The sequence below is a fragment of the Ktedonosporobacter rubrisoli genome, assembly GCF_004208415.1.
GTDB lineage: Bacteria > Chloroflexota > Ktedonobacteria > Ktedonobacterales > Ktedonobacteraceae > Ktedonosporobacter > Ktedonosporobacter rubrisoli.
Genome location: NZ_CP035758.1, coordinates 4,239,109 through 4,253,054, shown reverse-complemented (window position 1 = coordinate 4,253,054; position 13,946 = coordinate 4,239,109). Strand labels below are relative to the sequence as shown.

The following is a 13,946-nucleotide window of genomic DNA, read 5'->3' as shown; positions in this document are numbered from 1 at the left end:
CGGGGAGGTACTTGGTGAATACTTCTCTTCACTCGAAATGTATCCGGTGGATAGCACAAACCTACCGTGACGCAAAACGGATCGTTGGAACGGGATAACTCTCAAAGCGTTCTTGCTGGAGCAATCTAACGAGCAGGCGTCCAGGCCGCAAACGCCTGAGAGCAGGATTGCCTAAGAAGCCAATGCCGACGGGAAAGCCGGAGGATAAGCTGACGTAGGCACAAAGATATGGAAGAAAGAGGAGCAAGTAGGATGAAACAAGCGAAGGCACACCAAGAAGAGAAACTTCCTCTTCCTGGGAGTGAAAGCTGGAACACGCTGCCCTGGCGCAAGCTTGAGCAGCATGTCTACCGACTCCAAAAGCGCATCTTTCAAGCCGAACAACATGGAAATGTCAAAGCAGTTCACACACTTCAGAAATTGTTGATGAAATCCAGGGCAGCCCGCCTCCTTGCAGTACGGCGAGTGACACAAGATAACCAGGGCAAGCATACCGCCGGAATTGATGGCATCAAAACCGTCATGCCCAAACAACGACTTGTCATGGCCGAACGTCTTCACCCGAAACAGTGGAAAAGGCACAAAGCCAAACCGGTAAGAAGAGTTTACATCCCAAAACCTGGAAAACCAGAGAAACGTCCGCTTGGAATACCTGTCATGCAGGATCGAGCGCATCAAGCCTTAGTAAAAATGGCACTGGAACCCCAATGGGAGGCGATCTTTGAACCAAACAGTTATGGCTTTCGTCCTGGACGCTCCTGTCACGATGCCATAGCAGCCATTTATGTCATCATCGCTCAAAAGGCCAAATATGTCCTAGACGCGGACCTAAAAGGTTGTTTTGACAATATCGACCATGAGGCACTTCTATGCAAACTACGAACGTTTCCTGCTCTCCGGCGAGAAATTAAAGCCTGGCTCAAGGCGGGGTGCATTGACAACGGAGTCTTTGAAGAGAGCAAAGCAGGAACTCCCCAGGGTGGTGTGATTTCACCCGTCCTCGCCAACATTGCGTTACATGGAATGGAAACGTGCGTTCAGCAAGCCTTTAACGCAAAAGAAGGAAAACCTCACTTTGTCCGTTATGCCGATGAGTTTGTGGTTTTCCATCCAAGACTAGAAGGGGTGCAAAAAGCACAGAAAGTGCTTGAAGAGTGGATCAAGGGTATCGGACTGGAAATGAAACCAAGCAAAACGAAGATCACCCATACCCTAGAGCAATACCAGGGACAAGTGGGCTTTGATTTTCTAGGGTGGCATGTCCGACAATATCCGGTTGGAAAGAACCGATCTGCAATCGTTGGAGGCTCTAGAAAACTCCTCGGTTTCAAGACCTTCATCAAACCGAGTCAAGAAGCTGTCAAAGGACATATGGTTGCAACGAGAGAGGTCATCAGACACAATCGGGCCGCCCCCCAGGGAAAGGTTATCAAAGAACTCAACCCGATTATCAAGGGGTGGACCAACTATCATCGTACTGTTGTGTCAAAAGAAACCTTCAACAGATGCGACCATCTCCTCTACCTTCAATTGGCATCCTGGGCAGGATACAGACATCCCAATAAAGGGAAACGCTGGATTGCCCAGAAATACTGGCATGTTCATGACAGGCAAGGATGGAAGTTTTCCGATGGGAAATCCAAGCTCTGGAACCACTCACAAACAGCCATCCAACGCCATGCGAAAGTACGAGGAGCAGCCAGCCCTTACGACGGTAATCTGCTCTACTGGAGCCAACGGCTACACAAACACCCCATGATGAATGGGATAAAAGCCAAATTGTTACAGAAACAAGGCGGCAAATGTCGTTGGTGCGAACTGCTCTTTAAAGATGGGGACATTATAGAAGTAGATCACATCACCCCGAAAAGTGAAGGAGGCGGGGAAGAATTGAGTAACAAATTTGCCCTTCATCGACATTGCCATGATGACCGACACGCAAAACGTGTCAACGGTACCTCTGACAAAGGCTATATCCTTGAGGAGCCGTGTGAGGTGAAAATCTCAAGCACGGTTTTGCAGACGAGCGCAGGAGGTGACTCTTGCGCTTAGTTCAACAGCACACAAGAATTGGGGCGGGCTTAGAGAAGTCGCACATGATCGATGCTCGCTGCATCAGTGGACATCCCCAGGCTCAAGCAGATGGGGCACATTTCCTGCTCAAATTCGTGCGACGAAATAACAGGCAACTCCACAAAGCGACAATCAGGAAAGGTGGCCTGCGGCAAAGAAATACCGCTCCCAAATACGTGCGAGGTTTTCGCCTCTTCGACTGCGTGCGCTATCAGGGGAAAAGCTGCTTTGTCTTTGGGCGAAGGAGTACAGGTTACTTTGACCTGAGAAAACTTGATGGGACCAAAGTGCATGCGAGTGCGAGCGCTAGACACCTGACACTCATACAAAGGGCCTCGGCCTATTTAATTGAAAGGAGAAGCGGCATTCCTCCCACCCCTGAAGGTGTGGGTATCCTGCCGCAAGAATCATGAAGAGGCGGGGAAAGTAATGCAGGGTTTGTAAGCTGCGCTTTCCCGCCCGCTATTTCCGCTACTATCCCCCGGTTTTTTGCTTCCAGCAGAACGCTTAGCGCGTTTTTAGGCTGGCTAAGATGGGCTCATTCTTTTTCCGTTTTCGCCGACTCTATCCAGAATAGTAATGTAGATGATTCGTAACATGTATAAGTTGAGGAAAATTAGTAGAGATGCAAGTCACTACTGAACAAGTAATAGCTATGGCCCCGGATGCCAAATCTGTGGCCGCCAGTAAGAAGCTAGCCAACGTGCGCCACTGGAAAAATTCTGGCTACAATACTCAGGCGCTCTGGGGAGAATGCCAGGGCAGCGCACTTTATCAGGTGAGCGTCGATCTGGCAACCTTCGCGGCACAGTGCAGTTGCCCTAGCCGTAAGCAGCCGTGTAAACATAGCCTGGCCTTGCTCTTACTGGTCTCTGATGCCTCTTCAGCCATTACGCAAGCCGAGCCTCCACAATGGGTGGCCGACTGGCTGGCAAAGCGGGCTGAAACCAACAAACGTAAAGAGGCTAAAGTAGCAGAAAAAGCAGAAAAGGTGAAAAAAGCCCCATCTGCTGCACAGCTTAAGACTGCCGAAAAGCGCCAGGCACTTGTGAGTTCTGGGCTTGAGCGCCTTGATCTCTGGCTCAATGATATTATTCGCAATGGTCTGGGGAATATAGAAACCCAACCCGCCTCATTCTGGGAGAAGCAAGCAGCGCAGATGGTGGATGCGCAGGCTCCTGGAGTTGCTGCTCTCATCCGTAATATGGCAGCTGTTCCTGGCTCTTCTGCTGACTGGCCCGAGAAGTTGCTGGCCCAACTGGGGCAACTGGCCCTACTCACGCATGCCTTTCGCCGTATTGAGCAGCTGGAGGCGCCCCTTCAAGAAGAAATACGTCAGCTCATCGGTTGGAGCCTCAAAGAAGATGAGGTACTGACGCGTGGGGAGCGCATCACCGACGACTGGCTTTTTCTGGGTCAGGTGCTAGAGGAAAACGAGCGCGGGCGTGCTCAAAGAACCTGGTTGTATGGTAAGGCGACAAGGCGAGCAGCCTTGCTCACACAGTTTGCGATTGCCGGGACAACTTTTGCCAGAACCTACCCTCTTGGAATATGCCAGAATATGGAACTCATTTACTGGCCGGGCGCCGTGCCCCAGCGCGCCATGCTTGGGAATTACAATGGAGCCAGCCAGGCCTTGACTGAAGCCCTTCCTGGCGCGCAAACCATAGAGGTATTTCTCAAAGATGTAGCGGCTATGCTGGCGCATAATCCCTGGCAGGAACGCTTCTTGAGCGTATTGTGCAATGTGGTTCCGTTCCATGATCAGCATAATGATCGCTGGGGCGTTCGTGACCAGGAAGGACATATACTTCATTTGCGGCGCGGAACTTACTGGAACTTACTCGCACTTTCAGGGGGCCAACCCGTTGATATGGCGGCAGAGTGGGATGGCAGAAATTTGCGCCCTCTCGGCATACTGGTGGATAGTCAGTATCATCTGCTTATCACTGATACCCCATAGTCATTTCCTCTGCAGAGAAATTCAAGCTCTCGCAAAATTTTTTTATGAGGCGGTTTGTATGGATACTATTGTTGTTGCCGCAATTGTGGGAACCGGCCAGGGAAACACGCAGGTCATTACCGAGACACCTTTGGGGAGCCTGGCCGCGCAGCTTCCCCAGGAAGATGTAGAGCGCTCGTTCCTGCTTACGGCAGGGGCGCTGGCTACTTATTGGCGTGCTGGCTACGTCCCTGAAAAAGGACCCGCTGCGCTCCAACCTGCAGCCTCCGAACAGCTACCGGTCTGTCCCGCGCAGATAGAGCGCTATCTGCATGGCTTTTTGCATGGTACGCATAGCCAGCTCTTGCCAGAAGTATTGACCTTGCTCAGGAAACGGGGAATGCGTCTGCCTTATAAGCTCTTGCCGGATGCGCTTGAGTATGCCACACGTCATCAGTCGGTGAGATCATCCCTGATACCGTTGCTGGGAGTGCGTGGGCGCTGGCTGAGCGAGCTCAATCCTGCTTGGTCCTGGACCACTCAAGTTTTGTCGATAGATCAGGAAACGTTTCGCGAGCAGGCCGAAACCATTTGGCAAGAGGGGCAACGTAAGCAGCGCCTCGAAGCCTTAGAGCTTATGCGCAGCGTGGATGCTGCGAAAGGTCGTGAGTGGCTGCAAGAGGCATGGCGCAAGGAAAATGCTAACACCAGAGAGGAATTCTTGCAGGCCTTGACCGCTGGTTTATCAATAGAAGATCAAGCCTTTTTGGAGACAGCTCTCCAAGATCGTAGGGCAGGGGTGAAAGAGATAGCCAGCATATTGCTTGCCAGTGTGACAATTACTAACGTTGAGGAATGGCTTGCCCATATCATGCCCCGGACCGCTAATAACTGGCCGGACTTAATGACAAAGCTCCTGCTGCGCTTGCCGCAGAGAGATGCGGAGCGCTATGTGCTTGCCCAATGTCAGGAGAGCGAGGACTGGGTAAGGGCTGCCAAGCTACTACCTCAGCCCTGGAGCGAGGAATGCGCAAGAGCCTTTTTGCTCGCTCTTCAGCAGGCTAGCGAGCAAGCCCTAAAAACGAGTAACTGGTATTATTGGCCCTTGCTTGCCGTGCTAGATGCCCTGATTACAGGAGTGCCCGTTGCAGAGCTAGAGCATGCCTGGCAAGTTGTACAACAGCTCACTGAGCGAGATGATATTTCCAAAGAATCTTCGTCATTGAGGCAATGGCAGGAAAAATTCAATTCATATGTTGAGATACTCAGATTACGTAAACAGATTATAGAGGAGATTGGCTAATGACAGGTACAAACGGAACACAAGCTACTTCAGAATCAAACGCAAATGGGGATACGTCAGCTGCAATGCAGTCAGTGCTGCGCCAGCATGCCGAAGTGCAATATGCCGAGGAGCTTGCCGAGCTGGCTAAGGAAGATAAACGCCAGCGACCGCCCAACTGGCAACTTTCTCCCTGGGCCGTGCGTACGTACCTGATGGGTGGCAAACTGAAGAGCGGCTTCGTTGTGAGCCCTAAATATATTGGCAATCCACGCCTCATCGAGATCGCCGTAGCCACGCTGGCCACCGATCGTGCATTGCTCCTCTATGGTCTTCCGGGAACCGCCAAGTCCTGGGTAAGTGAGCATCTGGCAGCCGCAGTAATGGGCGATTCGACGCTGCTGGTCCAGGGTACTGCAGGTACTGACGAAAATGCCATTCGCTACGGCTGGAATTATGCACGTTTGCTTGTGGAGGGGCCATCCCCGGCAGCTCTGGTAGTCAGCCCGATGATGGTGGCGATGAAAGAGGGCAAGATTGCCCGTATCGAGGAACTGACGCGTATCCCGAGCGAAGTTCAGGATACCTTGATTACCATTTTATCCGAAAAGACCTTGCCCGTACCCGAGCTAAACATGGAAGTGCAGGCGCACAAAGGCTTCAATGTGATTGCCACGGCCAATAACCGCGACAAAGGTGTAAATGAGCTTTCCAGCGCCTTAATGCGGCGCTTTAATACTGTCGTTTTACCCTTGCCCGATAGCCTGGATGAAGAAGTAGAGATAGTGAATCAACGTGTCAGCAGTCTGGGCAAGGCCTTAGAGCTGCCTGCAGAGGCGCCAGCGCTTGAAGAAATTCGTCGCGTGGTCACCATTTTCCGTGAGCTGCGTGCGGGAGTAACTCTTGATGGTAAGGTAAAGGTCAAATCTCCCGGCGGGACGCTTTCTACTGCCGAGGCCATATCAGTGATTAATAGTGGCCTGGCGATGGCCGGCTATTATGGGGATGGCGAATTGCGTGCCGGGGATATGGCGGCCGGGTTGACGGGCGCAATTATCAAAGACCCGGTGCAGGATCGCGTGGTCTGGCTAGAGTATCTGCAGACTGTGGTCAAAGAGAGAGAAGGATGGAAGGATCTGTATCGAGCGTGCCGCGAGGTGCTTTAAGTGAGTATACATGTCTTTGGGATACGCCATCATGGGCCTGGGTGTGCGCGCAGCTTGCGCACTGCCCTGGAGGCGCTCCAGCCCGATATAGTGCTCGTCGAGGGACCACCCGATGCGCAAGAAATTCTGCCTTTGCTGGTGCATAGCGATATGAAGCCGCCGGTGGCTATGCTCATTTTTGCCGCCGAGAATCCTAAAAAGGCTGTTTACTATCCCTTTACTACCTTTTCGCCGGAATGGCAGGCGTTACAGTATGCTCTGCAGCAAAATATTGCGGCACGCTTTATCGATCTGCCACAGGAGATTCAACTGGCCCGGCTTTCTGAGCAGGCTGCTCAGCTCGAAATACCCAAAGAAGAGCCGGAGGCTGAGCCTGTAACTGCTGAGCCTGCCGAGCCAGCGCTGCCGCAAAAAGAGACGCTGCGTGAAGACCCCTTTGCCCTGCTGGCTCAGGCCGCTGGCTATGAGGACCATGAGCTCTGGTGGGAGCTGCAGATTGAGCAGCGGCGAGATGCGCAAAATTTCTTTGAGGCAATCCTGGAAGCCATGAGCGCATTGCGTGCTGAGTTTCCCTTGCTCCATGAGGATGATGCCTTGCGCGAAGCTCATATGCGCAAAATGATTCGCGAGGCGCAGCAAGAGGGCTTCCAGCGCGTTGCCGTGGTATGTGGGGCATGGCATGCACCCGTTTTAGCGGACCTGGAGGATGAGAAGGCCGATACGGCTCTGCTCAAAGGGCTCAAGCGTGTCGCAGTGAACGCAACCTGGATTCCCTGGACCAATTCACGGCTGGCTTATCGCAGCGGCTATGGCGCTGGTATTACTTCTCCGGGCTGGTATGAGCATCTTTGGGCCTTTCCTGACGGCTCTGTGGTACGTTGGATCGCTAATGCTGCTGGCCTGTTGCGTGGGCAAGACCTGGATGTCTCATCGGCCAGTGTGATTGAGGCTGTGCGCCTGGGTGAAGCGCTGGCAGCTTTGCGCAATCTACCGATGGCTGGCCTGGCCGAACTCCACGAAGCTATAAAAACCGTGCTGTGCCATGGCGATGCCGCTCCCATGAGCTTGATCCGCGAGAAACTTGAGATTAACGAGAAGCTGGGTCAGGTGCCAACTGAGGCAACAGTGGTTCCTCTACAGTACGATCTGGAAGCCCGGCAGCGTGCCTTGCGCCTCAAGCCGACAGTAGAAAAAACTGAGCTTGACCTCGATTTGCGCAAAGAGCTTGATCGAGCTCGCAGTCAGCTCTTGCATCGTTTGCGCTTGCTCAATATTGAGTGGGGAAAACCTCAGGCCGTGCGCGGGAAGATGGGGACGTTCCATGAGCACTGGCAGTTGCAGTGGCGGGTCGAGTTTATTGTCACGTTGATTGAGGCGAATATATGGGGCAATACTATTGAGAGCGCGGCGACAGCCTATGTAAGTCATGAGGCCGAGGCTGCTCAAGAGTTGCCCCAATTAACCGAGCTACTGGATCTGGCTATTCTGGCTGAATTGCCGGGAGCTGTTGATAAGCTATTAGAGAATATCCAGCGCTGCTCTGCCGCATCGTCTGATGTGCAGCATTTGATGGAGGCCATGCCTCCTCTGGCACGCGTTGCGCGCTATAGCGATGTGCGCCAGACCCGCGCTGAGCACATTGTGCCGATCATCGATGGTTTGTTTGAACGTGTGGTTATCAGCTTGCCTGGGGCCTGTAGTTCTCTCGATGATGATGCGGCTCGCAAGATGTTTGCTTGCATTGATAAAGTGCATGGAAGTGTTTCTCTCCTTAATAGAGATGGGCAGCGCGAAGAGTGGCAGGCGCTGTTGCGCTCTCTTATGCAGCGTGAGGGAATTCATGGATTGATACGTGGGCGCTGTTGTCGTTTGCTCCTGGAGATGAGAGTGCTGGATGAAGAGGAACTGCAGCGCTTTACAAGGCTTGCGCTCTCTCCAGCCGTTGAAGGGATGCAGGCTGCATCCTGGATCGAGGGTTTGCTCCACGGCTCCGGTTTGCTGGTAATCCATCAGGATGAGCTGTGGCGGGCTCTGGATCACTGGCTATGCGAATTGCCAGCCGATACATTTAGCCTGTTGTTGCCGATCCTGCGGCGCGCGTTCGCGGATTTCTCGGCCCCGGAGCGCCGACAGATGGGGGAGAAGGTCAAGCAGCTCTATACCGACTCTGCTAATAAGCAGATAGGGATGGGGAAAGAGCAAATGCAGGTCAATCAGGAGCGCGCTGAGCTTGTGTTGCCTATACTGGCACAGATTATGGGGGTGAGTATCGATGGCCATTGATGATACCGAGCGTTTACGTCGCTGGCGATTGGTCTTAGGAAAGGATGCTGGCACGGCTTTATGCGGGACGGGAACGGGAGATGGCGATGTGTTGGAAGGGCAGGATATGGTGATGGATAGCGCGCTAGAGATGCTCTATGACGAGGAACGTTCTGCCGGGCTGCAGGGCTCGTCGCCGAAGGTGGCGCGCTGGTTGGGAGATATTCGCACCTACTTTCCCTCTTCGGCTGTGAAGATTATGCAGCAGGATGCCTTGCAGCGCCTTAATCTTAAGCAGATGCTTTTGCAGCCTGAAATGCTAGAAAATGTTGAGGCTGATGTGCACCTGGTTGCGACCCTCCTTTCGCTGAATCGAGTGATTCCGGCGGCGACAAAGGATACGGCGCGACAGGTTGTGCGTAAGGTCGTTGACGAGCTGGAGCGCAAACTAGCTAATCCGTTGCTCCAGGCTGTGCGCGGCAGCCTGAATCGGGCGGCCCGGACGTATCGTCCTAAAGCTAACGAAATAGATTGGGACCGTACGATTCGCCTTAATCTGAAGAATTACCTGCCCGAATATCGCTCTGTTATCGCTGAGCGCCTGGTTGGCTATGGGCGCAAACGTTCTTCCTTGCGCGATATTGTACTTTGCGTTGATCAGAGCGGCTCCATGGCAGCCTCTGTCGTCTACTCTGGCATCTTTGGGGCGGTGCTGGCTTCTATGCGTGCCATCAGTACGCAGATGGTCGTCTTTGATACCGCCGTTGTTGATCTCACTGCTGAGTTGCAGGACCCTGTAGATTTACTCTTTGGAACCCAGCTTGGAGGCGGAACAGATATTAATCGGGCCCTGGCTTATTGTCAGCAAATTATCAGCCGCCCCGCTCAAACGATCCTGGTCATGATAACCGATCTGTACGAGGGTGGCAATCGGCAAGAGATGTTGCGTCGTGCTGCCGAACTGGTCAGCAGCGGTGTGTTAGTCGTATGCTTGCTAGCACTTAGCGATAAGGGGACGCCTTCGTTTGATCAAAGTATAGCGGCTGCGCTTGCCCGGATGGGTATTCCCTCTTTTGCCTGTACTCCTGACCTATTCCCTGATTTGATGGCGGCGGCAATTCAGCGCCAGGATCTGGCGATGTGGGCGGCTCGCAACGATATTGTGACCGTGCGGCAGAAACAATAGCAGGCATGGGAAATGGAGGAAAGAGCGTTTTCCTCCATTTCCCGTTTTCTTAAGGTTTTGCCATTCGCTAAACCTGTTCTCGCGTGATCTCCTCTTGCAATGGCTGGCCAGCAACATAGCGTCGCAGTTCTTCTACCATCAGGCTTCCCGTGCGTCTACATTCCAGGCCCTGGGAACCTGCGATATGCGGAGTCAAGATAACCTTGAGAAGTGGGTAGTTTGGTCGCTTTGGGGACAGAAGTCACTTTTTGTGAGTGCTTAGCGTATTCTCCTGTGTATCAAGTTAAGGTGAGAAAAATCTTCTATCGAAGGAGGCAAACTGAAAGATGCAATATGTCCCTACGCAACTCTCTCAAGAACTATGGAATGCTACGCCTGAACACAACTGGGCGGCTTTCTTTGATCGATTGCAGGAGCATCTTGAAAAGAATGGCGGACCCCAGGCTGTTCACCCCACGTTTTTGCTCCAGAGTGTGCGCGGTTTAGAGAATGCCGGCACTCCTTACCCATCATCTCCTGAAGATCTTAATGGCTTGCTCAATGCACAGATTGAAAAAATAATTGGTTGATCCCTATCTTCACAACTCAGGCCTTGCTCCAATGTGGGACTAAAAAGCAAGGCCTGACGGGATATGTCATACAAGCATGAGGCATAGATTTCATATGCCCAGATGGTTTTAGCATGTCCACTTTGAGAGGAATCAGAGCTTCATTATGGTAATGTTCCTACCTTTACCCATGTCTTGCCGCCATCGCTAGTCTTATACCAGTCCAGGGGCTGATTTTGTGGCTTAGTGAGAGCGAAGCCCACCTGGGCCGAAACAAAAGCAAAATCCTCGACCTCAGACTTGAGAATCTTTTTTGTCCATTGATTATTGCTGAGGGTGAGCAACGCTGCACCGAATAGCTGCGTTTTGGTGTCAAGAGAACTTGCTGATATGTGAGAAGGGTCCAGCACTTTGCTAAAGCCACTATCAAATGGCAATGCTTTACCTCGTATCTGCCAGGAGCGCCCTCCATCTTGTGTCATGTATAGATAGACATTTGATGCAGTATCTTGCCCTGCTATAAAGAAGACGTAACCTGTGCGATTACTGGTGAAGGTCAGGTTGCGTAACATATTCGGGGTTTTGCTGCCTGTTGGAGGTGCAGGAAGAGCTTGCTGCTGCCAGGTCTTGCCTCCATCGTGGGTAGCATAGAGCGCACTGCCATTACCATAGCCTTCTGCTATGAGCCAGCCTGCCTGTGGATCGGTGAAGACAAAGCCGAAAATGCTGCCATTCATAGACAGGTTTGCTACCTTTTGCCAGCTCTTGCCAGCATCGGTAGTATGAAAGAGGACTTTTTGTTCGGCTGAGCCGGCCCCTCCTGGCTCGATTATCCATGCTTGAGAGTGATCAAGGAATGTGATGAGATTAGGCTCTGCGTCTTTTTCAAGGCCCGGCTTTGCGACTGGCAAATCGAAATGTTGCCAGCTTGTTCCCCCATCGAAGGTAATCAAGTATTTATTTGAAAGAATATCGCCCACAGGTACAAGCGCAGTCACCTCGTCGATGACGACTGTATAGCCAAGAGCTGAAGAGCCTTCCGGTATCTTCACCTGCTTCCATGTTTTGCCACCGTCAGTTGTGCGTACGAGTTCGCTCCAATTATTTGCGTGCGCTTCTGAACCAACTACCCAGCTTACCTCGTCAGAGATCATCGCTAACCTGAGTCCTGATGTGAGGTAGATAGGTTGCCGAATTTTTTCTGTAGTTTGGGGCATAGAAGCCGTATGAGTAGTCGAGACAGCAGCGGGAGGATTGGCGGTGTTTCTGTGCTGCATCAGGCTAAAGATAGCAACGGCACTACCGCTAATCAGTATAACAACGATAATAGCAACACTCAAGTTCAAGCGCTGTAGCCAGATTGTTTTTGGACGTACTTGATGACGTTCCCCCTTCTCTCCCAGACGATCTATCCGCTCCGAATGCCCGCGGTGTGAAACTTGCTCAAGGTTGGAAACCTGCTGATCGTAGGAGAGCTGTTGAGACAAATGTATATTCTCCCTCTGGCGGCTTTTGATATGAGCTGCGACTTGAGCCTCGATGCGTGCCAATGATTCTCTATCCTCGGCTTTCATTTTATAAATCTCCTTTAATTGATCGATGAGCTGGGAGGAATCATCTTCCTCTGGCAGAGGGTTGAATTTCATATATTCCCTCCTTTTCTAGCGGGGTGAGTATTGTACATAGTCCTGAGCAAATTGATAGTACGCGAGAGCATCTGGCGTATGGACTGATCGCTCTTGTTGAGCATTGTAGCTATTTCTGCAGTATGTAGCTCGTTGCCGTAGCGCAGACGTAGCAGTTGTTGCTGATCCAAGGTTAGTTGTTGAATATAGCTGCGGAGTTGAGCATAATCTTCACTAAGTAGCGCTAGAGACTCCGGATCATGCTCAGTGAGGACGGTAGGAGCCATCTGATCTAGCGCTATAGTTGGACGACGCTTGCTGCGCCGATAGGTGTCCACCAGCCTGGTATAGGCAACGCGCTTGAGCCAGGCTAACTGTCTGGGCTCGCTCCAGGTAAGTAGAGCTTCATGTTCTAGTGCTGAGGTAAAGACCTCAATTGTCAGGTCTTCGGCCTCTTCACGCGAGGATGCATGCAGGAGTAGATAGGAAAAAATGACAGGGCTAAAGCGACTGAAGATCTTACTGTAATCCTCAGTAAAAGATCCATCCTCTTCTTGCATATAAGAATCCCTTTATATGTGTTTTTTTTGGCGTGGCGAACTGCAATAGAGTTCGTCAAGCCAGAGTCACAGAGCGTAAAAACCTTTTGTAAGAGAGACGCTGAATTGTGGGATGTGTGACAAAAGTCGATTGAAGGTCCTTGTATAGCATCAACCAGGGTAATGGATCGGGAGGAATAGCGCAAATTTTTACATACTTTCGCAGTGTTCTGAAAGAATGAGAAGGATATCCTGGGGTTGACAATAAGTTATTGGAGCATATATTCTGATCTGCAATGTGGGTAACTCAACAAGTAGAGCAGGAAAATCTATGCTTCCAGTAAAAATTGCGGGTCTAGGATGGTATTTGCCATCCCAGCGAGTCACCAATGTCGATCTCGAAGCGCGCCTTGGCATCCCCGCCGGCTGGATTGAGCGCGTCACAGGTGTGCGGGAGAGACGCTATGTAACCGATGAAACAACAGTGAGTATGGGCGCTGCGGCCGCGCGGATGGCGCTTGAGCATGCTGGCCTGAGCATCGAAGACCTTGATGCAATTGTTATGGCCTCAACTGCTCCCCAACAGGCAATCCCCTGTACAGCGGCATTGCTGCAAAGAGAACTCAACGCTCCGCAAGGAGCCAGTGCCTGTTTTGATTTTAATGCGACCTGCATGAGCTTCCTGGTAGCATTGCATACAATGGCTCATCTTGTTGCCGCTGGCACCTATCGGACCGTCTTGCTCTGCAGTAGTGAGCTAGTATCGAACTCTTTAAATCCTCAAGAGCGGGAGAGCGCTGTATTGTTTGGCGACGCCGCTGCCGCGGCGATTATTACGCGCAGTCAGCCAGATGAGCAGAGCGTGCTCTGGCATGCCCTATTTGAGACCTATAGCGAAGGCGCCGATCTTACAGCTATTCGAGGTGGTGGTTCACGGCATCATCCCAATGATCCCGCCACAACTCCCGAAATGAACCTGTTCTATATGAATGGCCCAGCCATTTTCAAGCAAGGCGCCCGGCTTATCGGACCTTTTCTTGAGCGCTTTTTTTCAGGGTTTACCTGGACACAGAGCCAGATTGATATCGTTGTTCCGCACCAGGCAAGCCGTCATGCTCTTGACGTATTGACAAAGCGCCTGGGCTTTACAGGCGAGCAGGTTATCTTCAATCTAGCTTTGCGCGGCAATTGTGTAGCGGCCTCACTGCCCCTTGCTTTTGCAGAAGCCGTTGGGTGCGGCCAGATTGTGCGGGGAGATCGCGTCCTTTTCGTCGGTACTGGCGCTGGCCTGACCTTGGGAGCGCTGGCGCTTACATTCTAGCA

Annotated in this window: 11 protein-coding genes; 9 read left to right on the top strand and 2 right to left on the bottom strand. The window is 52.0% G+C overall.

Translation table 11 applies throughout. The features are described from left to right. The first annotated feature begins 252 nt into the window (after positions 1-252). The 8 genes from ltrA (at position 253) to EPA93_RS18715 (ending at position 10,480) form a co-directional block, all read left to right on the top strand. Entirely contained in the window at positions 253-2,052 is a 1,800-nt protein-coding gene (gene ltrA / locus EPA93_RS18750; RefSeq protein WP_129888976.1) for a group II intron reverse transcriptase/maturase, read from the top strand. Then, entirely contained in the window at positions 2,043-2,486 is a 444-nt protein-coding gene (locus EPA93_RS18745) for a hypothetical protein (protein ID WP_129888975.1), read from the top strand. Before ltrA ends, EPA93_RS18745 begins: the two co-directional genes overlap by 10 nt. Positions 2,487-2,698: 212 nt before the next feature. Continuing rightward, positions 2,699-4,036, top strand: coding sequence for an SWIM zinc finger family protein (locus tag EPA93_RS18740; protein WP_129888974.1), 1,338 nt, complete (start codon positions 2,699-2,701; stop codon positions 4,034-4,036). Positions 4,037-4,094: 58 nt separating this feature from the next. Continuing rightward, positions 4,095-5,318 carry a DUF5691 domain-containing protein gene (locus EPA93_RS18735; RefSeq protein WP_129888973.1) on the top strand — a complete coding sequence of 408 codons (1,224 nt, stop codon included), beginning with the start codon at positions 4,095-4,097 and terminating at the stop codon, positions 5,316-5,318. 65 nt (positions 5,319-5,383) lie between these two features. Beyond that, on the top strand, positions 5,384-6,463 hold the full coding sequence (locus tag EPA93_RS18730) for an ATP-binding protein (protein WP_129894575.1): 1,080 nt from the start codon (positions 5,384-5,386) through the stop codon (positions 6,461-6,463). Continuing rightward, entirely contained in the window at positions 6,464-8,746 is a 2,283-nt protein-coding gene (locus EPA93_RS18725) for a DUF5682 family protein (RefSeq protein ID WP_129888972.1), read from the top strand. Further along, the gene (locus tag EPA93_RS18720; RefSeq protein WP_129888971.1) at positions 8,736-9,911 is read left to right on the top strand and encodes a VWA domain-containing protein; all 1,176 of its coding nucleotides are present in this window, start codon (positions 8,736-8,738) and stop codon (positions 9,909-9,911) included. The genes EPA93_RS18725 and EPA93_RS18720 overlap by 11 nt, the downstream gene beginning before the upstream one ends. A gap of 326 nt (positions 9,912-10,237) precedes the next feature. Next, positions 10,238-10,480, top strand: coding sequence for a hypothetical protein (locus EPA93_RS18715; RefSeq protein WP_129888970.1), 243 nt, complete (start codon positions 10,238-10,240; stop codon positions 10,478-10,480). 143 nt (positions 10,481-10,623) lie between these two features. Here the strand turns inward: EPA93_RS18715 and EPA93_RS18710 are convergent, their stop codons facing one another. Next, positions 10,624-12,105: a WD40/YVTN/BNR-like repeat-containing protein gene (locus EPA93_RS18710; RefSeq protein ID WP_129888969.1), complete on the bottom strand. Its 1,482-nt coding sequence runs from the start codon at positions 12,103-12,105 to the stop codon at positions 10,624-10,626. After that, complete coding sequence (locus EPA93_RS18705) at positions 12,102-12,644, bottom strand: sigma-70 family RNA polymerase sigma factor (protein ID WP_129888968.1); 543 nt, start codon at positions 12,642-12,644, stop codon at positions 12,102-12,104. The genes EPA93_RS18710 and EPA93_RS18705 overlap by 4 nt, the downstream gene beginning before the upstream one ends. A 310-nt stretch (positions 12,645-12,954) precedes the next feature. Between EPA93_RS18705 and EPA93_RS18700 the strand changes: the two genes are divergently transcribed. Further along, the gene (locus tag EPA93_RS18700) at positions 12,955-13,944 is read left to right on the top strand and encodes a 3-oxoacyl-ACP synthase III family protein (protein WP_129888967.1); all 990 of its coding nucleotides are present in this window, start codon (positions 12,955-12,957) and stop codon (positions 13,942-13,944) included. The last annotated feature ends 2 nt before the right edge of the window (positions 13,945-13,946 follow it).